This window comes from Rhodococcus sp. UNC363MFTsu5.1, from assembly GCF_000686785.1.
In the GTDB taxonomy this organism is placed as follows: Bacteria; Actinomycetota; Actinomycetes; order Mycobacteriales; family Mycobacteriaceae; genus Rhodococcus_G; species Rhodococcus_G maanshanensis.
Map to the genome: position 1 here is coordinate 734,979 of NZ_JMLO01000001.1, position 20,671 is coordinate 755,649.

The following is a 20,671-nucleotide window of genomic DNA, read 5'->3' on the forward strand; positions in this document are numbered from 1 at the left end:
CGGCTCGGGACGCGCGAAGTGAAGGCGCAGGTCATGCACCTGTTTCGCCTGCACTCAGCGGTGCCCCGACCGCGACCGTGGTGAGCCATGACGGGCACACCAGGGCCGCCGTCGTCCAGCTTCTCCTCGAACAGGGCCCGATCACGGCCCCCGAGGTCGGCGCGAAGCTCGGTCTGAGCGCCGCGGGTGTCCGACGTCACCTCGAGGCGCTGATCGACGCGGGCGAGGCACGTTCCTCGAACGCCGCGAGCTGGCAGCACAAGGGCCGCGGTCGCCCGGCGAAGCAGTTCCAGCTGACCGCCGCAGGCCGTTCGCGTCTCGGTCACTCCTACGACGATCTCGCCGGTGCGGCCATGCGGCACCTCCGCGAGGTCGGCGGTGAGGAGGCGATCGTCGAGTTCGCGCGGCGCCGGGTCCAGACGATCGTCGCCGACATCGATCCCGTCGCACCGCACACCCCAGGCGAGGTGGTGGACACCGCCGACGCCATCGCGGATGCGTTCACCTCGGCTGGCTTCGCGGCCACCACCCGGCCGGTGGGCAACGGCGTCCAGATCTGCCAGCACCACTGCCCGGTCTCGCACGTCGCCTCGGAGTTCCCCGAGCTGTGCGAGGCGGAGACGCAGGCCTTCGCCGAGTTGCTCGGCACCCACGTGCAGCGCCTGGCGACCATCGCCAACGGTGACTGCGCCTGCACCACCCACATACCGATAGCTCCACCAGACGAGCCTCGCTCGTCGTCAGACGCATCCCCGAAGTAAGCACCACCCACGCCGATGCCCAGCCCGCACCGGTACGCAACAAGACTCCGGAAGGAGCTCGCATGACAGTCACCCAAGATCAGGCAGCCGGCAGCACGGAGAAGTCGCCCGCACTGACGCAGGACGAGGCCATCGCCTCGCTCGGCCATTACGGCTACGGCTGGTCTGATTCCGACGTCGCGGGCGCCAGCGCGCAGCGCGGGCTGTCCGAGGCCGTCGTGCGGGACATCTCCGCGAAGAAGAACGAGCCCGAGTGGATGCTCGACATCCGGCTCAAGGCGCTCAAGACCTTCGACAAGAAGCCGATGCCGCACTGGGGCTCCAACCTCGAGGGCATCCACTTCGACAACATCAAGTACTTCGTGCGGTCCAGCGAGAAGCAGGCGGAGTCCTGGGAGGACCTGCCCGAGGACATCAAGAACACCTACGACAAGCTCGGCATCCCGGAGGCGGAGAAGCAGCGCCTGGTCGCCGGTGTCGCCGCGCAGTACGAGTCCGAGGTCGTCTACCACTCGATCCGTGAGGATCTCGAGAAGCAGGGCGTGATCTTCCTCGACACGGACACCGGGCTCAAGCAGCACCCGGAGCTGTTCAAGGAGTACTTCGGCTCCGTGATCCCCGCGGGCGACAACAAGTTCTCCGCGCTCAACACCGCGGTCTGGTCGGGCGGCTCCTTCATCTACGTGCCGCCGGGCGTGCACGTGGACATCCCGCTGCAGGCCTACTTCCGGATCAACACCGAGAACATGGGCCAGTTCGAGCGCACCCTGATCATCGTCGACGAGGGCGCCTCGGTGCACTACGTCGAGGGTTGCACCGCGCCGATCTACAAGTCCGATTCGCTGCACTCCGCGGTCGTGGAGATCATCGTGAAGAAGGGCGGCCACTGCCGCTACACGACCATCCAGAACTGGTCGAACAACGTCTACAACCTGGTGACCAAGCGCACCAAGGTGGACGCGGGCGGCTCGATGGAGTGGATCGACGGCAACATCGGATCCAAGGTCACCATGAAGTACCCGGCCGTGTGGATGATGGGCGAGCACGCTCGCGGCGAGGTCCTCTCGGTCGCGTTCGCCGGCGAGGGCCAGCACCAGGACACCGGCGCGAAGATGCTGCACCTGGCGCCGCACACCTCCTCGACCATCGTCAGCAAGTCGGTGGCCCGCGGCGGCGGCCGTGCCTCCTACCGTGGCCTGGTCCAGGTCAACAAGGGCGCGCACGGCTCCAAGTCGACCGTCAAGTGTGACGCCCTGCTGGTCGACCAGATCAGCCGTTCCGACACCTACCCCTACGTGGACATCCGCGAGGACGACGTGTCGATGGGTCACGAGGCGACCGTGTCGAAGGTCAGCGAAGACCAGTTGTTCTACCTGATGAGCCGCGGCCTCACCGAGGACGAGGCAATGGCCATGGTGGTGCGCGGGTTCGTCGAGCCCATCGCCAAGGAGCTGCCGATGGAATACGCCCTCGAGCTCAACCGCCTGATCGAACTGCAGATGGAAGGGGCCGTGGGTTAGTGGCCAACGCAAACGAGGCGACGACCGGGGTCAAGGCCGCCGTCGCCGGTGAGAACATCGTGCCCGCCACCAACAAGGGCGAGGTGTTCACCTCATACGACGTCAACGCCTTCGAGGTCCCCGCGGGACGCGACGAGGCGTGGCGCTTCACGCCGCTGCGCAGGCTGCGCGGCCTGCACGACGGCACCGCGGTCCGCTCCGGCGCCGCGACCGTCGAGGTCCAGGCGGTCGAGGGTGTCAGCGTCGAGACCGTCGGCCGTGACGATGCCCGTCTCGGTCAGGCCGGTGTGCCCGCCGACCGCATCGCCGCGCAGGCGTACTCCGGCTTCGAGTCGGCCACGGTGATCACCGTGGCCAAGGAGCACGAGGTCGCCGACGCCGTCAACGTCGTCGTGACCGGTCCCGGCGTGGACGAGGTGGCCTACGGCCACATCCAGGTCCGGCTCGAGGCCTTCGCGAAGGCCACGGTCGTGCTCGACCAGCGCGGCAGCGGCACCTACGCGGAGAACGTCGAGTTCATCGTCGGCGACAGCGCGAAGCTGACCGTGGTCGCCGTGCAGGACTGGGCGGACGACGCCGTGCACGTCGCGGCGCACCACTCCCGGCTCGGCCGCGACGCGGTCCTCCGCTACACCTCGGTGAGCCTGGGCGGCGACCTGGTGCGGCTGACCCCGATCGTGAAGTACGACGGACCCGGCGGCGACGCCGAGCTGCTCGGCCTGTACTTCGCCGATGCGGGCCAGTTCTTCGAGCAGCGCCTGCTGGTGGATCACTCGCAGCCGCACTGCAAGTCGAATGTCGTCTACAAGGGCGCGCTGCAGGGCGATCCGCACTCCGGCAAGCCGGACGCGCACACCGTCTGGGTTGGCGACGTGCTCATCCGCGCCGCGGCCGAGGGCACCGACACCTTCGAGCTCAACCGGAACCTGGTGCTCACCGACGGCGCCCGCGCCGACTCGGTGCCGAACCTCGAGATCGAGACCGGCGAGATCGTCGGTGCGGGCCACGCCAGCGCCACCGGCCGGTTCGACGACGAGCAGCTGTTCTACCTGCGTTCGCGGGGCATCCCGGAGGACCAGGCCCGTCGCCTGGTGGTCCGCGGGTTCTTCCACGAGATCATCAACCGCATTGCCGTCCCGGAGGTGCGCGAGCGCCTCGAAGCAGCCATCGAGGTCGAGCTCGCCGCGGTCGGCGTCTGAGATCGCCGCCGACAACACACTTCTCTAAGGAACATTGAATGACTACCGCTGAAAACTCCGTTCTCGAAATCAAGGACCTGCACGTCAACGTCGCGACCACCGACGAGAACGCCGAGCCGATCAACATCCTCAAGGGCGTGAACCTCACGGTCCGCTCGGGGGAGACCCACGCGATCATGGGCCCCAACGGCTCCGGCAAGTCGACCCTGTCGTACGCCATCGCCGGCCACCCCAAGTACGAGGTGACCTCCGGCAGCATCACCCTCAACGGCGAGAACGTGCTCGAGATGAGTGTCGACGAGCGGGCCCGCGCCGGCCTGTTCCTGGCCATGCAGTACCCGGTCGAGGTGCCCGGCGTCTCGATGTCGAACTTCCTGCGCACCGCAGCGACCGCGGTCCGCGGCGAGGCCCCCAAGCTCCGGCACTGGGTCAAGGAGGTCAAGGAGTCCCTGACCGAGCTCGAGATCGATCCGTCGTTCAGCGAGCGCAGCGTCAACGAGGGCTTCTCCGGCGGCGAGAAGAAGCGCCACGAGATCCTGCAGCTGGGGCTGCTCAAGCCGAAGATCGCGATCCTCGACGAGACCGACTCCGGCCTCGACGTGGACGCGCTGCGCATCGTCTCCGAGGGCGTCAACCGCTACAAGGAGCGCGAGCACGGCGGCGTCTTGCTGATCACGCACTACACCCGGATCCTGCGGTACATCACCCCGGAGTTCGTGCACGTCTTCGTCGGCGGCCAGATCGTCGAGTCCGGCGGCGCCGAGCTCGCCGACGAGCTCGAGGAGAACGGCTACGTCCGGTTCACGCAGGCTGCAGCGACAGGAGCCTAGTTCCATGACCACCTCGGTGAAGGAACTCGACATCACCAGGATCCGGAAGGACTTCCCGATCCTCGGCCGTACGGTGCGCGACGGTAAACCGTTGGTGTACCTGGATTCCGGGGCGACCTCGCAGCGCCCCGTCCAGGTGCTCGATGCCGAACGGGAGTTCCTCACCACCTGTAATGCGGCCGTGCACCGCGGGGCGCACCAGCTCGCGGAGGAGGCGACCGACGCGTACGAGGGTGCGCGCGCGGCGATCGCCGACTTCGTTGGGGCCGACGCCGACGAGCTGACGTTCACCAAGAACGCCACCGAGGCGCTCAACCTGGTGACCTATGTGCTCGGCGACCAGCGATTCGAGCGGCACCTGCGCCCTGGCGACGAGATCGTGATCACCGAGCTCGAGCACCACGCGAACCTGGTGCCGTGGCAGGAGCTGGCCCGGCGGACCGGTGCGACGCTGCGCTGGTACGGGGTGACCGACGACGGCCGCATCGACCTGGAGTCGCTGGAGCTGACCGACGCGGTGAAGGTGGTCTCCTTCACCCACCAGTCGAACGTGACGGGCGCCGTGGCGCCGGTGGCCGAGCTGGTCCGCCGGGCCAGGGCCGTCGGCGCGCTGGTCGTGCTGGACGCGTGCCAATCGGTGCCGCACATGCCGGTCGACTTCCACGCGCTGGACGTTGACTACGCGGCGTTCTCCGGGCACAAGATGCTCGGTCCGTCGGGTGTCGGCGTGCTCTACGGCAAGCGCGAGCTGCTCGCGTCGATGCCGCCGTTCATCACCGGCGGCTCGATGATCGAGACCGTCACGATGGAGGCGACCACCTACGCCGCCCCGCCGCAGCGTTTCGAGGCGGGCGTGCCGATGACCTCGCAGGTCGTCGCGCTCGGTGCGGCCGTGCACTACCTGAACGAGCTCGGCATGGACTCCGTCGCCGCGCACGAGCACGAGCTCACGGCGCTGGCGCTCGAACAGCTCGGTGCCATCGACGGCGTGCGGATCATCGGTCCGACCACCCCGGTGGACCGCGGCGGCGCGGTGTCCTTTGTGGTGGACGGCATCCACGCGCACGACCTCGGCCAGATCCTCGACGACGAGGGCATCGCGATCCGGGTCGGGCACCACTGCGCCTGGCCGTTGCATCGGCACTTCGGGGTTGCGGCGACCGCCCGTGCATCGTTTGCCCTCTACAACACCACCGACGAAGTGCACGCCCTGGCGGCGGCCATCCGTCGCGCGCAGGAGTTCTTCGGGGTGACGCCTGCCGCCGAGCCGGTCGTCGACGAGCCGGAGACCGCACCGATCGACGGGGCGTCGTAGACCATGCGGATGGAGCAGATGTACCAGGAGGTCATCCTGGATCACTACAAGCACCCGCACGGTCGGGGGCTGCGGGAGCCGTTCGGTGCCGAGGTGCACCACGTGAACCCGACCTGTGGTGACGAGGTGACGCTGCGGGTGGCACTGACCGACGACGGCCGGGTTGGCGACATCTCGTACGACGGGCAGGGCTGCTCGATCAGCCAGGCGTCGACCTCGGTGCTCACCGACCAGGTCGTCGGGTTGAGCGTGACCGAGGCGCTCGCGACGGTCGACGCTTTCGACGCGATGATCACCAGCCGCGGCAACATCGAGGGCGACGAAGACGTGCTCGGCGACGGGATCGCGTTTGTCGGCGTATCGAAGTACCCGGCCCGCGTGAAGTGCGCGTTGCTGGGATGGATGGCATTCAAGGATGCCGTTGTTCAAATAGTCGACGGCGCCGACGCTGCGCCGACGAAGAATGTCATCGGCACCGCAGTGCCGGTTCAGACCGGAGGATCGTCATCATGACCGAGACCCAGGCAAACGCCGAGTCCACCGAGGGCCAGGCCGTCCCGGAGTCCGCGCCCGCCGCCGATGAGCAGGCCGTGCTCGAGTTGACGCCCGAGCAGCAGGCCGTGATCGACGAGCTCGAGGAAGCGATGCGCGATGTCGTCGACCCCGAGCTCGGGATCAACGTGGTCGACCTCGGGCTGGTCTACGGCATTGCCGTGGACGACGAGGACATCGCCACCGTTGACATGACCCTCACCTCCGCCGCCTGCCCGCTGACCGATGTGATCGAGGAGCAGGCGCGCGGCGCGCTCGTCAAGAGCGGCCTCGTGAACGACCTGAAGATCAACTGGGTCTGGATGCCGCCGTGGGGCCCGGACAAGATCACCGAGGACGGCCGCGAGCAGCTGCGGGCGCTCGGCTTCACCGTCTGACCCGAACGTGACAGAGAAGGCGCCAGACCCGAGTGATCGGGTCTGGCGCCTTTGTCATGCGGTCACGCGGATCAGTTGACGTGCACCGTACCGGTGCAGGACGTGGTCGGGATGGCCCACAGCGCATTGCGGTTGACGGCGCTCCTGGTGATCTCGACGTCACCGGGGCCGCTGTTGAGCCGCAGGTTGACGGCGCTTCCCATGCCGATCGGCGTGGTGGCGGTGAGCGTGCCGGCCGCTCCGGTTGTCTTGTTGCGCCAGTCGAGGCGGGTGTCGGACAGGTAGGCGGGGGCGAAGAACCAGAGGCTCGACACGTCGGCGAGGGTGACGGTGCCGGTGCCCGGTCCGTCCTGATTGAAGAATGCCCTGCTGGCGATATAGGGCTGGTCGACGATGTACGGGCTCAGGCCGAAGCACGTGCTCATGGGTACAACCTGTGTCTCCGCTGCTGCGGAACCCGCGCCCGCGACGAGGCCCCCCGCGATGCCGGCCGATACGACGGCCGTGGTCGCCATGCGTCGAAAGGTGTTGCCGTTCATATGCGTTTCTCCCCTGTTTGTTGAAACTAAACGTTTCCGATCATGTCAGTCCTCCGATTCGATCCGGGGCGCCGACACCTGAAAGTCGAAAGAAACCGACAATTCGTTACGTGGAAGGCCGGAAAGGTATGCGGGGCCGGGACCGCGATGGGCGCGGCCCTCAGCCCCTGATCAGCAGGTACGCGGCCACGACGGACCCGACCGCGGCGCCCCCGTAGCACGCCACGGTGACGGCACCCCTGGCCCTCTGGAGCCGGAGTCCGTGCCAGAGGGTGAAGCGGAGCCGGTGCGCGGCGTGGAACAGCGCCAGTACGCAGAGGCCGATCAGCACGACGACGGTGATCGGGTGGCGCAGCACCGAGTGCAGGTGCGTGTACTCGGGGGCTGCGATCCAGCCCAGCGGAATCGCGATCCCGAACAGCAGGATGAGTACCGGGATCAGCAGGGCCGCGGCCATCCCGCCTGCGCTGAACGCCAGCCACGCCAGCGGTTCCGCAGTCGGCCTGCGGCTTTCGCGCCTGCTGGTCGTCATCGCAGGATCACCCACGCCGCGATCGCCGAGCACGCGGCCCACAGCGCGTAGTGCGCGGCGAGCACCGCGGCAGGCGGAACGGACCGCTTCCCCAACCGGACCACGATTGCCTTGGGCGCCAGGTTGAACCAGGTCACGGCGTGGAGCAGGACGAACGCCGTCGCAATCACGTTGAGCGCGATCACCCAGGGGCGCGCGCTCCAGTCGAGGAAGTCCCGGTAGGCGCCAGGGCCGTCGCCGACCGCCACCACCAGCAGGAGCGCCAACATGACGAACCACGCCACGAACAGGCACGACAGCTCGCGCAGCATGAACAGGAGGTACGACCTGCGCCGCAGCCACCACAGCCGGGGCACCGGCGGTCGGTAGGGACGCGCCGCCACAGTGCCTGCGGAACTCATCGCGCACCCCTCGGGAGCAGGAACTCCTTCAACGACCTCGACGCCGCCGTCAGCTTGTAGCGCTGGATGGCGCCTGCGGGGTCGACGCCCTTGGGGCACGCCACGCTGCATTCGCCGACGAAGGTGCAGGCCCACGCGCCCTCCGCCGAGGCCAGCACATCACGCCGGTCCTCGGCGCCCTCGTCCCGCGAGTCCAGGTTGTAGCGCTGGCCCAGTGCGATCACCGCGGGGCCGAGGAAGGTGGGCTCGAGCGCGTACACCGGGCAGGCCGAGTAGCACAGCATGCAGTTGATGCACATGCTGTACCGCTTGTACGCCTCCATCTCCTCCGGCGTCTGCGGGTACGCGCCCTCCTCGGGCTCGGACTCGTCCGAGCGGATCAGCCACGGTTTGACCTTGGGCAGCTTGGACATGAAGTCGCTGATGTCGACGACGAGGTCGCGGATCACCGGGAAGTTCCGCAGGGGCTCGACCCGAATCGATTCGGGCGCATAGTCGGTCAGGAACGTCGAGCAGGCCAGCTTCGGCTCGCCGTTGACCGTCATGCCGCAGCTGCCGCAGATCCCCATTCGGCAGGACCACCGATAGGAGAGCGTTCCGTCCAGCTGGTCCTTGATGTGGTTGAGGCCGTCGAGGACGGTCCACTCCTTGCGCAGCGGGACCCGATAGCACTGCGGTGCGGGCGTGGACTCCTGCTCCGGCCGGTACCGCATGACCTCGACGGCGATGGTGTCGTGCTCGGGCATCGCTCACCTCCCGTAGACCCGTTGGCCGGGTGGCCAGCGGGTGATCGTCACCGGCAGGTAGGTGATCCGGGCCTCGCCGCCCGGTTGCCTGTGGACCAGTGAATGAGCCAGGTACCTGTCGTCGTCGCGGTCGGGGAAGTCGGTGCGCTGATGCGCGCCGCGGGACTCCTCCCGCCGCAACGCGCTGCCGACGATGCACTCTGCGACGTCCAACATCCCCGAGAGCTCGAGAGTGGCGATCAGCTCGGTGTTGAACGTCCGGCTGTGGTCATCGATGACGGCGGCCGCGTAGCGCTGCTTCAGTTCTCGGATCCGATCGATCGCCGTGCGCAGGGTGCGCTCGTCCCGGTAGATGCCGGCACCGGCCTCCATCGCCTCCTGCATCCCGGTCCGGATGTCGGCGATGCGGTCCGGCCGTGCCCCGCCTGCGCCGTCGTGACGGGCGAGTTCCCGTTCGAGCCGGCGTTGCTCGTCGCGTCCCTGTGCCTCGATCGCCGCGGTGGGGCCGGAGGAGTGAGCTGTCGCGGCGTAGGTGGCGGCGGCCTGTCCGGCGCGGGCGCCGAAGACGAGCAGTTCCGGCAGCGAGTTCGAACCGAGACGGTTGGCGCCGTTGATGCTGACGCAGGCGACCTCGCCCGCGGCGTACAGCCCGTCCAGATCGGTGGCTCCGTGTAGATCGGTGTGGATCCCTCCCATCATGTAGTGCACGACCGGGCGTACCGGGACGAGCTCGTGGACCGGGTCGATGTTCTGGTAGCTCGCGCACAGTTCCCTGACGAACGGCAGTTTCGCGTCGATGACGTCGGCGCCGAGATGCCGTAGGTCCAGGTGGACGATCGGTCCGTCGGGCGTGTCGATCGTCCTGCCCTTCTGCTGCTCGTGCACGAAGGCCTGGGAGAGCCGGTCCCGTGGCCCCAGCTCCATGCTGCGCAGCACAGGCCCCGGTGTGGGTGTGCCGAGGTCGTAGTCCTGGAGGTAGCGATACCCGTCCTTGTTGATCAGCCAACCGCCCTCGGCCCGCGCGGCCTCGGTGATGAGGATGCCGGTGAACGGCAGTCCGGTCGGGTGGTACTGGACGAACTCCATGTCCTTCAGTCCGGCCCCGGCCCGGTAGGCCAGGGCCATCCCATCGCCGGTCTTGATGGTGGCGTTGGTGGTGAACGGGAACACCCTGCCGCAACCCCCGGTGCACACGATGACGGCGTCGGCGACGATCGTCTCGATCCGGCCGGTGGACAGCTCGATGGCCACCACCCCCATGACCCGTCCGTCGTCGACGAGCAGCGTGGTGGCGAACCACTCGTCGTAGCGCACGATGTCCGGGTAGGACAGCGCCTTCTGGAAGAGGGTGTGCAGCAGGTGAAATCCGGTCTTGTCGGCGGCGAACCAGGTGCGCTTCTTCTTCATCCCGCCGAACGCGCGAACGGCGATGTGCCCGTCCGGTTGCCTGCTCCACGGGCAGCCCCAGTGCTCCAGGCGGAGCAGTTCCTTCGGGGCTTCGCCGATGAACGCCTCGACGGCGTCCTGGTCGCAGAGCCAATCGCTGCCGGACACGGTGTCGTAGGCGTGCTCGTCGAGGGAGTCGTCGGGTGCGATGACCGCGGCGGCGCCGCCCTCCGCGGACACGGTGTGGCTGCGCATCGGGTAGACCTTCGACACGATCGCGACGCTCAGGCTCGGGTCCGATTCGGCGATCGAGATGGCCGCGCGCAGCCCGGCGCCACCGCCGCCGACGATGACGACCGAGTGGAATGCGGTCATCACTCAGGCCTCGTGGTTGCCACTGTGCTCATCTGTCAGCACCTTGCCGTCGTGCCGAATCGTCTTGATGCGCACCGATCCGTCGTGATACTCGTGGCGGATCACGCGGCAACCGCACTCATAGGTGCGGTCGTCGATGCGCAGGCCCTCGTCGTCGTTCTCCTGATGCCGGCGACCGCCCACGACGCGACCACACGGGGCCGTATCCGCGGTGATGGGGGAACTGGTGGTGCTCATCGCCGACCTCCGTGCCCTGGTGGACGGCCAAACCCCTGATCGGTCTCGGCCGGAAAGGCGGGCCGGGCGCCACCATCTGGGTGTGATCTGTTTCACATCGGACGATACGCCTCTTTGTGGGTGGCGAATCCCGGCGAGGGGCGTAAGTTAACCGGAGTTCGCATACGTCGGAGGGAAGATCTCGGTGGGTGATCGGGTGCGTGCGGCGGTTCTCGCGGAGTACGGCGGGCCCACGCAGATCAGGGAGATCCGGACCGGTGCCCTGCGGGAGCGGGAGATCCTGGTCCGGATGGCAGGTGTCGGCATCTGCCACACCGACCTGACGGCCGCGGCAGGGGCGATTCCGTTTCCGCTGCCCGCGGTGCTCGGGCACGAGGGGTCGGGCGTGGTGGAGTCGGTCGGCTCCTGCGTCGACACGGTCCGCGCAGGCGATCACGTCGTCCTCAGCTTCGCATCGTGTCAACAGTGTCCGAACTGCACCGGCGGCCACCCGGCGTACTGCACGGACTTCGCCGCGCTCAACTACTCGGGGCGCAGGCGGGACGGCAGCACCACGCTGCACTCGGGGTCGGGGGAGGTGCACGGCGGCTGGTTCGGGCAATCCTCGTTCGCGACGCACGCCGTGGTCGACGCCGCGGGCGCGGTCAAGGTTGCGGCCGATCTCCCGCTCGCGTTGCTCGGACCTCTCGGATGCGGCATCCAGACCGGCGCGGGCGCGGTGTTGCGGGTGTTGCGTCCGCGGCCCGGCTCCTCGGTGATCGTGTTCGGCGCCGGCGCGGTCGGACTGGGATCGGTCCTGGCGGCCGCCGCGACCGGGTGCGCGACCATCCTTGTCGTCGATCCGCTGCCCGCCCGGCGCGAGCTGGCCGTCAAGCTCGGCGCCACCGCCGCGCTGGACAGCGCCACTCCCGGGCTCGGCCGCGAACTGCGCAGGCTGACCGGCGGCGGCGCGGACCACAGCGTGGACACGGTCAGCAGCGAGGAGGTGCTGAACCTGGCGGTGTCGACCCTGCGCTCGCCGGGCAGCTGCGCGACGCTCGGCCTTCGCGGCCAACGCAATCCGGTGCTGATCGACCAGTCGAGCCTGCTGATGGGCCGCAGCGTGACCGGGGTCATCGAGGGCGACGTGGACCCCCAGACGTTCATCCCCGAGCTGATCGAGCTGTGGCGGGCGGGTCGGTTCCCGTTCGAGGAGATGATCACGACCTTCCCGTTCGAGGAGATCGAGGCTGCCCTCGCCGCAGCGTCGAGCGGGGCCGTGGTCAAGCCGGTGCTCACCTTCTGATACGTGCGATCGATCGCCCATATCCTCCCGACGAAAGGAACGCCGTGACCGGTCAGCAGAAGTTCTTCGAACTCCTCGGCAGCGCGGGGCCGGTGGATCCCCGTGTCCTCGACGAGCTGTGGGCGGCACTGCCGACCGTGCACATCGACGAGCTCGAGGGGCGGTGGCGGGGGAGCGGCTTCGAGACCGGTCATCGCACGGGTCGGCTGCTCGCCAGGTCGGGCTGGTACGGCAAGAACTTCGGATCGCGATTCGATGTGCAGCCGATGCTGTGCCGTGGGTCGGACGGCGAGCTCTACTCCGACGTGGCGGCAGGCAAGGGGGAGGCGAGCCTGTGGATGGTGGAGTTCAGGGGCGAGTGCACCGCGACGATGATCTACGACGGGATGCCGGTGTTCGACCACTTCAAGCGCGTCGACGACCGGACCCTGATGGGCATCATGAACGGCAAGGATGTGCTCGACGGTGGTGAGCACTTCTACTTTGCCCTGATGAGGGACGAGACCGACTAGCCGGACGACCGCGTCCTCCTTCGCCTACATCGGGGCGAGGCGTCGCAGCAGCTCGGTGGCCTCGTCTCGGTCCACGGGCTCGAAGAACCGTAGGTCGACGGCCTCGACCGCCTCGATCGCCCGCGGCGCCAGCTCGGCGCCGGTGTCGGTGGCCCGCAGCAACCTGGCCCTGGTGTCGGCTGGGTCGACGTGACGCTCGATCAGTCCCTTCTTCTCCAGCGTGCGCAGTACCTGCGAGGTCATCTTCACATCGGTTCCGGCCTGGCGCGCCACGGTGAGCTGGTTCGGGTTGTCGTCGTGGGTGTTGAGCCACCAGATGCAGGCCAGCAGGACGAACTGGACGTGGGTGAGTCCAAGGGGTTCGAGCGCCTCGGCGATGCCGCGCTGCCAGCGCAGTGTGGCGTGCCAGAGCAGGAACCCCGGGCTCTCACCTGGCTGAAGCGGCATGATCGAGCGCCTTCGCGACCAGTGCCGCCATGGTGTCAGGCCAGTCGCCGGTGACCGCGGGCCCGATCGCGGGTCCGGCCACGTCGGCGCCGGCCCCGGTGATCTCCATCCGGTAGGTGACGCGGGTGTCACCGCCGCCGAGGGGCTCGATGCGGTGCGCGGTGCGCAGTGTCAGCCCCTCGATCTCGGCCTCGTCTACGAACAGCCTGTTCTCGCTGACCTCGGCCAGGCGCAGGTGCACAGCCTCGTCGCCCGCTGGGGTCATGACGATCTCGGTGCCGTCGGCGAACTCGCCCAGGATCTCGATGTGTTCGATGTCGGCGTTCCAGGTGCCCCAGTTCTCGACGTCCGACCACAGGCGCCAGATCGATTCGGGGGTGGCGGCGGTGTCGACGCTGTGCTCGTACTCCCACATGGTGCTCTCCTCGGTAGATGATCTGCGTAGAGATTATCTGCGCGCAGACTATATGTCCAGAGGGTGGGCACGCGTTTCCTTGCGGGCGAATCAGCCGGTTTTGCGGGCGGGCGAGCGTTTGGCGGTTTTCTTCGCGGGAGCGGATTTCGGGGATTTCTCGGCCGTGTCCGTCTTCCCCGACTTCGCGGCGTCGACGCTGCGCTGCAGCGCGGCGACCAGGTCCACGACCTCGGCGTCCTCCTTGGCGGCGGCCACCGCCTCGGGCGGGGTCACCTTCTTGCCGCCGTTCTTGATCGCCTCGTCGAGCATCTTCTGCAGCTGGATCTGGTATTCGTCGGTGTACGACTCGGGCTCGAAGTCCTCGGACATCGACTCCACCAACGACTTTGCCATCGCCAGTTCCTTGTCGCTCGGCGCGGCCGTCTTGTCGAGGGTCTCGAACTCCGCGGCCCGTACTTCGTCGGGCCAGAGCAGTGTCTGGATGACCAGCACGCCGTCGCGCACCCGTAGTGCGGCGAGCCGGGTGCGCTGACGCAGCGTGAAGTGCACCAGCGCGGTGCGGTCGCTCTCGGTCAGCGTGGACGCGAGCAGCTGGTAGGCCTTGGGGGAGGCGGAGTCCGGCTCGAGGTAGTAGCTCTTCTCGAACAGGATCGGATCGATCTGCTCGGACGGCACGAACTGCAGGACCGGGATCTCGTGCTTCTCGGCGGCGGGCAGCTCGTCGAAGTCCTCGTCGGTGAGGATCACCTGCGTCCCGTCCTCGGACGAATAGGCCTTGTCGATATCGGCGAACTGGATGGTCTTGCCGCATTCCTGGCAGACACGGTTGTATTTGATGCGGCCGCCATCGGCGCCGTGGACCTGGTGGAACCTGATGTCGTGGTCCTCGGTCGCGGTGTAGACCTTCACCGGGACGTTCACGAGCCCGAACGCGATGGAGCCTTTCCAAATGGACCGCATGAAACCATGATGGTGCACAGGACGGGATCAGGCCAGGCAGTACCCGAAAATGGGTGGGCGGAGCATGAGTCACAACACCGCGGTGATGGTGGAGGGCAAACGCCTGTCCCTGACCAATCTGGACAAGGTTCTCTATCCCGAGACGGGGACCACCAAGGCGGAGATCCTGCAGTACTTCACCGCGGTCGGCCCACTCATGGTGCCGCTGCTCGCCGGTAGGCCGGTCACGAGAAAGCGCTGGCCGGACGGGGTGTCCGCGACCCCGTTCTTCCAGAAGAACGTGGACGCGTCGACACCGGACTGGGTCGATCGCCGGACCATGACGCACTCGTCGAAGACCATCACCTACCCGATCGTCGACGACCTGGCGTCGCTGGTGTACTTCGCCCAGGCGGGCTCGCTCGAGTTCCATGTGCCGCAATGGAGATTCGGCGCGGGTGGCGTACCGATGGACCCGGACCGCCTGGTGATCGACCTCGACCCGGGGCCGGGCGTCACCCTGGAGGAGTGCGCCGAGGTGGCTCTGCGGGTTCGGGACCGGCTTGCGGACAGCGGTCTGGGGGCACTGCCGGTGACCAGTGGCAGCAAGGGAATTCACCTGTACGCCGGGATCGGGGAGGGCTGGACGGCGGCGCGGTGTGTTGAGTTCGCGAAGAAGATCGCGGTCGAACTCGAACGGGAGACGCCGACGTCGGTGATCTCCAAGATGACCAGGGCCGAGCGCGCGGGCAAGGTGTTCGTGGACTGGAGCCAGAACTCGGCGTCGAAGACGACGGTGTCGCCCTATTCGCTCCGCGGTACCGCGAGCCCGAATGTGGCTGCCCCCCGCACCTGGGACGAGTTGACCCGGCCGGGACTGCGCCAGTTGGACTTCCATGAGGTCCTCGACCGGATCTCCGAGGGCGGCGCGCAGCCGGGGATCCCGCCTGCTCCCGCGCCCGAGCGCGCACGACCCCAACGGCGCTCGCGCGCCGCCCCCACGGGCGACCTGGCCCCGATGCTGGCATCCGCGGTGACCGTGGCGGACTTCACGTCTCGGGCGGACCCCGAGGTGTGGGCGCTGGAGCCGAAGCTGGACGGTATCCGCGCCCTTGTGCATTTCGACCACGACGCCGAGAGCGGCGTGTCCACCGTCCGACTGGTCAGCCGCAGTGGATCGGACCTCACCCCGGGCTATCCGGAGTTGCTGGACGTTCCGGAAGGCCTGCACGGTCATTCGGGCGTGCTGGACGGGGAGATCGTGGTCCTCGGTGAGGACGGCGCGCCGAGCTTCGGTCGGCTGCAGCAGCGGATGGGCCTGACCAAACCGCGCGATGTGCGGGCAGCGGCGGCGAAGAATCCGGTGCTGTTGGAGATCTTCGACGTCCTGCAGCTCGACGGGACGTCGCTGCGCGCCAAGGTGTACCGGGACCGGCGCAGGGTGCTGGACGCGATCCGCCTTGGCGAGGACGAGACCTGGCGGGTGCTCGAGTTGGCGCCCGCCGACCTCGGCGAGGCGCTCGAGTCCAGTCGGACCGCCCGGATGGAGGGCCTGGTGGCCAAGCGCTGGGACTCGACCTACCGGGCCGGTCGATCCGCGTCCTGGTTGAAGCTCAAGCACTACTCGGACCTGGAGGTGGTGGTGGGTGGCTGGCAGCAGGGTGAGGGACGTCGGGCCGGCGGCGTCGGATCACTGCTGCTCGGCGTGCCAGGCGGTGCCGACGGCCTGCGGTACGTCGGCAAGGTCGGGACCGGGTTCAGTGATGCCACCCTGACGCGGTTGGCGCGGCTGCTGGCGGACGCGTCCGCGGACAGCTCGCCCTTCGGTCACTCGGTTCCCGCGGTGGACGCTCGCGCGGCCCACTGGGTGCGCCCGGAAATCGTTGGGGAGGTGCGGTACTCGGAGCTGACCGGTGATGGGCGACTGCGTCACCCGAGCTGGCGAGGGCTCCGCCCGGACAAGGACCCGGACCAGGTCGCCGGCCTGGGCTGACGGCAGCAGGCCGGACGGCTGTCGGGGTGGCGTGTCGGAGTGGCTTGCTAGTTTTGTGTGGGCGGCTCCGATCGGGCACTGCTCGACGGTTCCTCCGAAAGGCGTTCTCTCACATGGTGATGGGTGCTACCCATGCTGTTTCCGGCGCGGTCGCGGGTCTTCTTGCCGCGCAGGTTCTTCCACCCGAATGGGGCGGGCCGACCTCGACGGCCGAGGTGTTCACCTTTGCCGGGGTGTGCGCGGGTGCGGCACTCCTGCCCGACCTCGACACGGCGCAGTCCACGGTCGCGAGGTCCTTCGGGCCGGTCAGTCAGCTGGTCGCCCGCGGCGTGGACGAGGTCTCGCTGTGGTACTACCGGCTCACCCGCGGACGGCGTGACCCCAAGCGCCGCGGCGGGCACCGGACACTCACGCACACAGCGTTGTTCGCGATCGCGTTGAGCGCGGGGATCTCGGCGCTCGTGATCGAGTTCGGGCGCCCGGCGATCATCGGAACCCTGTTCGTCACGCTCGGCCTGGCGCTGCGCGGCCTGGCCGGGAGCTGGGCCGCGCGCAACGGCTGGATCGCGGTCACCGTCGTCGCCGCGGCCCTCTCGGCCTTCACCTGGACCTGGTACCCGGACGAGGTGGGTTCCAGGGCGCTCGGTGTCGCGGTGGGGCTCGGGTGTGCGGTGCACTGTCTCGGCGATGCGATCACCAAGGAGGGCGTTCCGTTCCTGGCACCGCTGTTGCCCTGGGGCCGCAGGCGGTGGTGGGAACTGCGCCTGCCGTCGATGCTCTCGATCCGGGCCGGTGGCACGGTCGAACGGGTGGTGCTCGGTCCGTTGCTGACCGTTGTCGCGGTGGGGCTGGCGATCTGGGCGATCGACGGTGTGCCGGGCGCGGTCACCGAGGTCGTGGCAGAGATCCGGGCGTGGGGTTGACGGTCGGCAGGACCGCTCTCGCCAGCGTGCGCCGGACCGGGTTCGGGGCACGTCGGAACACCGCGGCCATCGCCAGGCTCACCGCTACCGGGTCGGCGCGCTCCGAGAGATAGGCCCGTTGGCGGCCGGTGGGCAGGTCGAAGAACGCCTCGAAGAACTCCGCGGTGAACTGGGGCGGCAGCCGGAGCAGCGCGCGCAACCCGACCTCGCGTAGCGCGCGGACCGCCAGGGCGGCCCCGGGCCACAGCGCGGCCCGCGGGTCGTTGCCTGCGACGATCGCGCCGACGACACCGTCGACGGCGGACAGCGAGGCGGCGACACTGTATCCGGTGCCGGGGTGCATGATCCCGGCGCGCGCGCCGAAGGTGGCCGTCGCGGCCGCCGCGCGCGGAACCTGCACCGGGAACCGCACCCTTTCGCGTTCCGCATGGGCGGCCACGGGCACACCCCGTGCGCGCAGCCTGGCCTCCAGGCGCGTGCGCAAGGCCTCCTGAGACAGCCCCGGCCTGCCCACCAGGCAGGTCTCCTCCAGCAGGACCCGGTCGCGGCCGAGGGGGACCGCGTAGAGGAACGACGGGGTCTCGTCCGGTGGTGCGCCGTTGTCCGCGCGCCAGTCCATGAACCACGCCTCGCCGTCCCCGAGGACCGGGCTCGCGGCCTCCCCGGACACGACGACGCCGAAGGCGGTCTGTTCGGCCAGCGCCGGTGCGGGCGTGGCGCCGCGCGCGTCGATCACCTGTCGGGCGCGCAGTCGGTTGCCGTCCAGGAGGATCACCCGGTCCGGTTCGACCTCGGCGGCGGTACCGGCGAGCACCCGGGCGGAGCCGAGGTCGAGAGCGGCCAGCAAGGCGTCGTTGTCGAGCACGCAGTACGGCCGGGTCAGCACCTGCTCGCGGGTCGTCCACACCCGGGGGTGCTCGACCCGAGCCGCGACCACCGCGGGCCCGTCGAGCCAGCCCGGCAGCTCGTCGCACCAGGCCGCATAGGTCGGGGTCCAGCGGCGGTCGGGGTGCGGATCGACCGCGACCACGTCGAGCCCGGCGGCGGCGGCCCGATGGGCCAGCGCCCGACCGGCGGGCCCCAGCCCGACCACCGCGAGATCGGCCACCGTTTCGCGGGAGGTCATCGGATCACAGGTGACCCACGACGTTGACGACGCGGCCGTTGGGGTCGCGGACGAAGAACCGGCGCACACCCCACTCCTCGTCCTGCAGCGGATGCACGATCTCCGCACCCGCCGCGACGACGGTCGCGTACACCGCGTCCACGTCGTCCACCTCGACGCTCATGTCGGGATGGACGGTCGCGGTGGCGTCCTCGCCCATCAGCGTCAGCTGGGCCGTCGGGTTCGACGGCGACGCCAGCGTGGTCACCCAGCCCAGGTTCATGACCTCGACGAAACCGAGGAGGCCGTAGAACCGGCGGCTCCCGTCCAGATCGTCGGACCGGATGTCCGGCACGACACGGCGAATGGTCACAGCGCCTCCTCCACGGCTACATCGAACCCGTCGAGAGCAGTCCGCCGTCCACCCGGACAGTCTCGCCGGTGATCCACGAGGCGGCGTCCGAGACCAGGAAGCCGACCAGGTTCGCGACGTCCTCGGGCGACCCGAGCCGCTTCATCGGGTAGCCGGCCGCGGCCTGATCCTCGCCCGCCGCGACGAGGGCGGCCGCGAACTGGGTCTTCACGATGCCGGGGGCGACGGCGTTGACCCGGATCTTCGGCCCGAGTTGCCAGGCCAGTTCCTCGGTCAGGCGGATCAGCGCCGCCTTCGAGGCGCCGTACGCGGCGATCACCCCCGTCGACCGGAGTCCGCCGACGCTCGCGAGGTTGACGACCGCGCCGCCGTGTTCGCCCATCCAGGCGTGGTACGCCTGCTGGATGTAGCCGAGCGCGGCGACCACGTTCACGTCGAAGATCTTCTTCACCGCGTTCAGATCCGCGTCCATCAGCGACCCGAAGACGGGGTTGATGCCGGTGTTGTTGACCAGGATGTCGAGCGACCCGAGCTCGGCCACGGTCCGCGTGACCGCCTCCGCGCGCGCATCGGCGTCGCCCGCATTGCCCGCGATGGGCAGCACGACGGCGCCCGCGACGGCGGCCCGCAGCTCCTGCGCGGCCGCCTCCAGCGGTTCCGGCTTGCGGGCCGTGATCGCGACCGCGGCGCCGCGCGCGAGGAACTCGGCCGCGATGGCCCGGCCGATGCCGCGGCTCGCGCCCGTGACCAGCGCCGTTTTTCCCTGTAGATCCCTCGTGAGAGTCATCTGCGGAACGTTAGCCGAATCACAACGCCGTGCAACTCCCGCCGGGAATGTCACGGTAAAGTGGATCGTTCTTGTGTCTCGTGTGCCGTCGGCGTTTGCCCGGCCACGCAAAGTTTCCGTTTCCGTTGAGGAGTTCTTGTTGATTACCGCCACCGACCTCGAAGTTCGTGCCGGTGTGCGGACCCTGCTCTCCGCGCCGGGCCCGGCCCTGCGGGTCCAGGCAGGCGACCGGATCGGTCTGGTCGGCCGCAACGGTGCGGGCAAGACCACCACGCTGCGCATCCTCGCGGGGGAGGGTGAGCCCTACGCCGGGTCGGTGATCCGCACCGGCGACCTCGGTTACCTCCCGCAGGACCCCAAAGAGGGCGATCTCAGCGTGCTCGCCAAGGACCGGGTGCTCTCCGCCCGCGGCCTCGACACCATCCTGCGGGACATGGAGAAGCTGCAGACGCTGATGGCCGAGCTGGTCGACGGCGCCGAGCTGGACAAGGCCGTGCGCAAGTACGGCGCCCTCGAGGACCGGTTCTCGTCCCTCGGCGGCTACGTCGCCGAGAGCGAGGCGGCCCGGATCTGCAGCAGCCTCGGGTTGGCGGATCGGATCCTCGCCCAGCCGCTGCGCACCCTTTCCGGTGGTCAGCGCCGCCGTGTCGAGCTGGCCCGCATCCTGTTCGCCGCCTCCGACGGATCCGGCGGCCGCTCGGACACCATCCTTCTGCTCGACGAGCCCACCAACCACCTCGACGCGGACTCGATCACCTGGCTGCGTGGGTTCCTGCAGAACCACGACGGCGGGCTGATCGTGATCAGCCACGACGTCGAGCTCCTCGGCGACGTGGTGAACCGGGTGTGGTTCCTCGACGCGGTCCGCGGGGAGGCCGACATCTACAACATGGGCTGGAAGAAGTACCTCGACGCCCGCGCCACCGACGAGCAGCGCCGCCGCCGTGAGCGCGCGAACGCGGAGAAGAAGGCGGGCGCGTTGCGGGTGCAGGCCGCCAAGCTCGGTGCGAAGGCGACGAAGGCGACCGCGGCGCAGAACATGGCCAAGCGGGCGGACAAGCTGATGGCCGCCCTCGACGAGGTCCGGGTCTCGGACAAGGTCGCGCACATCCGGTTCCCGGA

Annotated in this window: 24 protein-coding genes; 12 read left to right on the top strand and 12 right to left on the bottom strand. The window is 68.8% G+C overall.

Annotated elements, in window-relative coordinates; all coding sequences use genetic code 11:
- Positions 1 to 80: 80 nt before the first annotated feature.
- The 7 genes from BR31_RS0103460 to BR31_RS0103490 all read left to right on the top strand — a co-directional run bounded on the left by BR31_RS0103460 (position 81) and on the right by BR31_RS0103490 (position 6,554).
- Positions 81 to 761 carry a helix-turn-helix transcriptional regulator gene (locus tag BR31_RS0103460; RefSeq protein ID WP_037175271.1) on the top strand — a complete coding sequence of 227 codons (681 nt, stop codon included), beginning with the start codon at positions 81 to 83 and terminating at the stop codon, positions 759 to 761.
- 62 nt (positions 762 to 823) lie between these two features.
- A complete protein-coding gene (sufB, locus tag BR31_RS0103465) occupies positions 824 to 2,281 on the top strand; it encodes a Fe-S cluster assembly protein SufB (protein ID WP_027499736.1) in 1,458 nt (485 codons plus the stop codon).
- Positions 2,281 to 3,480 carry a Fe-S cluster assembly protein SufD gene (sufD, locus tag BR31_RS0103470; RefSeq protein ID WP_027499737.1) on the top strand — a complete coding sequence of 400 codons (1,200 nt, stop codon included), beginning with the start codon at positions 2,281 to 2,283 and terminating at the stop codon, positions 3,478 to 3,480. The genes sufB and sufD overlap by 1 nt, the downstream gene beginning before the upstream one ends.
- A 38-nt stretch (positions 3,481 to 3,518) precedes the next feature.
- Entirely contained in the window at positions 3,519 to 4,310 is a 792-nt protein-coding gene (sufC, locus tag BR31_RS0103475; protein ID WP_027499738.1) for a Fe-S cluster assembly ATPase SufC, read from the top strand.
- 4 nt (positions 4,311 to 4,314) lie between these two features.
- Positions 4,315 to 5,625: a cysteine desulfurase gene (locus BR31_RS27330; RefSeq protein ID WP_037175272.1), complete on the top strand. Its 1,311-nt coding sequence runs from the start codon at positions 4,315 to 4,317 to the stop codon at positions 5,623 to 5,625.
- Between the two features lie 3 nt (positions 5,626 to 5,628).
- Positions 5,629 to 6,138, top strand: coding sequence for a Fe-S cluster assembly sulfur transfer protein SufU (gene sufU, locus BR31_RS0103485; protein WP_027499739.1), 510 nt, complete (start codon positions 5,629 to 5,631; stop codon positions 6,136 to 6,138).
- Entirely contained in the window at positions 6,135 to 6,554 is a 420-nt protein-coding gene (locus BR31_RS0103490; protein WP_027499740.1) for a metal-sulfur cluster assembly factor, read from the top strand. Before sufU ends, BR31_RS0103490 begins: the two co-directional genes overlap by 4 nt.
- Positions 6,555 to 6,625: 71 nt before the next feature.
- Here BR31_RS0103490 and BR31_RS0103495 read toward each other — a convergent pair whose 3' ends face one another.
- The 6 genes from BR31_RS0103495 to BR31_RS0103520 form a co-directional block, all read right to left on the bottom strand.
- On the bottom strand, positions 6,626 to 6,979 hold the full coding sequence (locus tag BR31_RS0103495) for a hypothetical protein (protein ID WP_231496352.1): 354 nt from the start codon (positions 6,977 to 6,979) through the stop codon (positions 6,626 to 6,628).
- 274 nt (positions 6,980 to 7,253) lie between these two features.
- Positions 7,254 to 7,625 carry a fumarate reductase subunit FrdD gene (gene frdD / locus BR31_RS0103500; protein ID WP_027499742.1) on the bottom strand — a complete coding sequence of 124 codons (372 nt, stop codon included), beginning with the start codon at positions 7,623 to 7,625 and terminating at the stop codon, positions 7,254 to 7,256.
- Positions 7,622 to 8,026, bottom strand: a complete 405-nt coding sequence (locus tag BR31_RS0103505; protein WP_037175273.1) for a fumarate reductase subunit C — start codon at positions 8,024 to 8,026, stop codon at positions 7,622 to 7,624. The genes frdD and BR31_RS0103505 overlap by 4 nt, the downstream gene beginning before the upstream one ends.
- Positions 8,023 to 8,772 (bottom strand): succinate dehydrogenase/fumarate reductase iron-sulfur subunit, encoded by a 750-nt coding sequence (locus tag BR31_RS0103510; protein WP_027499744.1) that lies wholly within the window; start codon positions 8,770 to 8,772, stop codon positions 8,023 to 8,025. The genes BR31_RS0103505 and BR31_RS0103510 overlap by 4 nt, the downstream gene beginning before the upstream one ends.
- Before the next feature lie 3 nt (positions 8,773 to 8,775).
- Positions 8,776 to 10,533, bottom strand: a complete 1,758-nt coding sequence (frdA, locus tag BR31_RS0103515) for a fumarate reductase (quinol) flavoprotein subunit (protein ID WP_027499745.1) — start codon at positions 10,531 to 10,533, stop codon at positions 8,776 to 8,778.
- 3 nt (positions 10,534 to 10,536) lie between these two features.
- A complete protein-coding gene (locus BR31_RS0103520; protein WP_037175274.1) occupies positions 10,537 to 10,770 on the bottom strand; it encodes a hypothetical protein in 234 nt (77 codons plus the stop codon).
- A 184-nt stretch (positions 10,771 to 10,954) separates the two neighbouring features.
- Between BR31_RS0103520 and BR31_RS0103525 the strand changes: the two genes are divergently transcribed.
- Together BR31_RS0103525 and BR31_RS0103530 are read left to right on the top strand one after the other, a co-directional pair.
- Positions 10,955 to 12,055 (top strand): NAD(P)-dependent alcohol dehydrogenase, encoded by a 1,101-nt coding sequence (locus BR31_RS0103525; RefSeq protein WP_231496353.1) that lies wholly within the window; start codon positions 10,955 to 10,957, stop codon positions 12,053 to 12,055.
- Positions 12,056 to 12,099: 44 nt separating this feature from the next.
- Positions 12,100 to 12,567, top strand: coding sequence for a DUF4334 domain-containing protein (locus BR31_RS0103530; RefSeq protein WP_037175275.1), 468 nt, complete (start codon positions 12,100 to 12,102; stop codon positions 12,565 to 12,567).
- Positions 12,568 to 12,591: 24 nt separating this feature from the next.
- On the opposite strand, the gene BR31_RS0103535 is transcribed toward BR31_RS0103530, so the two are convergent.
- From BR31_RS0103535 to ku, 3 genes are all read right to left on the bottom strand, one after another.
- The gene (locus BR31_RS0103535) at positions 12,592 to 13,014 is read right to left on the bottom strand and encodes a MarR family winged helix-turn-helix transcriptional regulator (RefSeq protein ID WP_027499749.1); all 423 of its coding nucleotides are present in this window, start codon (positions 13,012 to 13,014) and stop codon (positions 12,592 to 12,594) included.
- Entirely contained in the window at positions 12,995 to 13,429 is a 435-nt protein-coding gene (locus BR31_RS0103540; protein ID WP_027499750.1) for an SRPBCC family protein, read from the bottom strand. The genes BR31_RS0103535 and BR31_RS0103540 overlap by 20 nt, the downstream gene beginning before the upstream one ends.
- A 90-nt stretch (positions 13,430 to 13,519) precedes the next feature.
- A complete protein-coding gene (gene ku, locus BR31_RS0103545) occupies positions 13,520 to 14,389 on the bottom strand; it encodes a non-homologous end joining protein Ku (RefSeq protein ID WP_027499751.1) in 870 nt (289 codons plus the stop codon).
- A 64-nt stretch (positions 14,390 to 14,453) separates the two neighbouring features.
- On the opposite strand from ku, the gene ligD reads away from it, so the two are divergent.
- Together ligD and BR31_RS0103555 are read left to right on the top strand one after the other, a co-directional pair.
- Complete coding sequence (gene ligD, locus BR31_RS0103550) at positions 14,454 to 16,361, top strand: non-homologous end-joining DNA ligase (RefSeq protein ID WP_037175276.1); 1,908 nt, start codon at positions 14,454 to 14,456, stop codon at positions 16,359 to 16,361.
- Positions 16,362 to 16,474: 113 nt separating this feature from the next.
- Entirely contained in the window at positions 16,475 to 17,284 is an 810-nt protein-coding gene (locus tag BR31_RS0103555) for a metal-dependent hydrolase (RefSeq protein WP_027499753.1), read from the top strand.
- On the opposite strand, the gene BR31_RS27335 is transcribed toward BR31_RS0103555, so the two are convergent.
- The 3 genes from BR31_RS27335 to BR31_RS0103570 are packed head-to-tail and all read right to left on the bottom strand — an operon-like array spanning position 17,247 to position 19,549.
- Positions 17,247 to 18,410 carry a lycopene cyclase family protein gene (locus BR31_RS27335; RefSeq protein WP_051636912.1) on the bottom strand — a complete coding sequence of 388 codons (1,164 nt, stop codon included), beginning with the start codon at positions 18,408 to 18,410 and terminating at the stop codon, positions 17,247 to 17,249. The genes BR31_RS0103555 and BR31_RS27335 overlap by 38 nt on opposite strands.
- Positions 18,411 to 18,414: 4 nt before the next feature.
- Positions 18,415 to 18,762, bottom strand: a complete 348-nt coding sequence (locus BR31_RS0103565; protein ID WP_027499754.1) for a VOC family protein — start codon at positions 18,760 to 18,762, stop codon at positions 18,415 to 18,417.
- Positions 18,763 to 18,778: 16 nt separating this feature from the next.
- Positions 18,779 to 19,549, bottom strand: a complete 771-nt coding sequence (locus tag BR31_RS0103570) for an SDR family oxidoreductase (RefSeq protein WP_027499755.1) — start codon at positions 19,547 to 19,549, stop codon at positions 18,779 to 18,781.
- 139 nt (positions 19,550 to 19,688) lie between these two features.
- Between BR31_RS0103570 and BR31_RS0103575 the strand changes: the two genes are divergently transcribed.
- The coding region (locus BR31_RS0103575; protein WP_037175491.1) for an ATP-binding cassette domain-containing protein at positions 19,689 to 20,671 on the top strand (983 nt) is incomplete at its 3' end.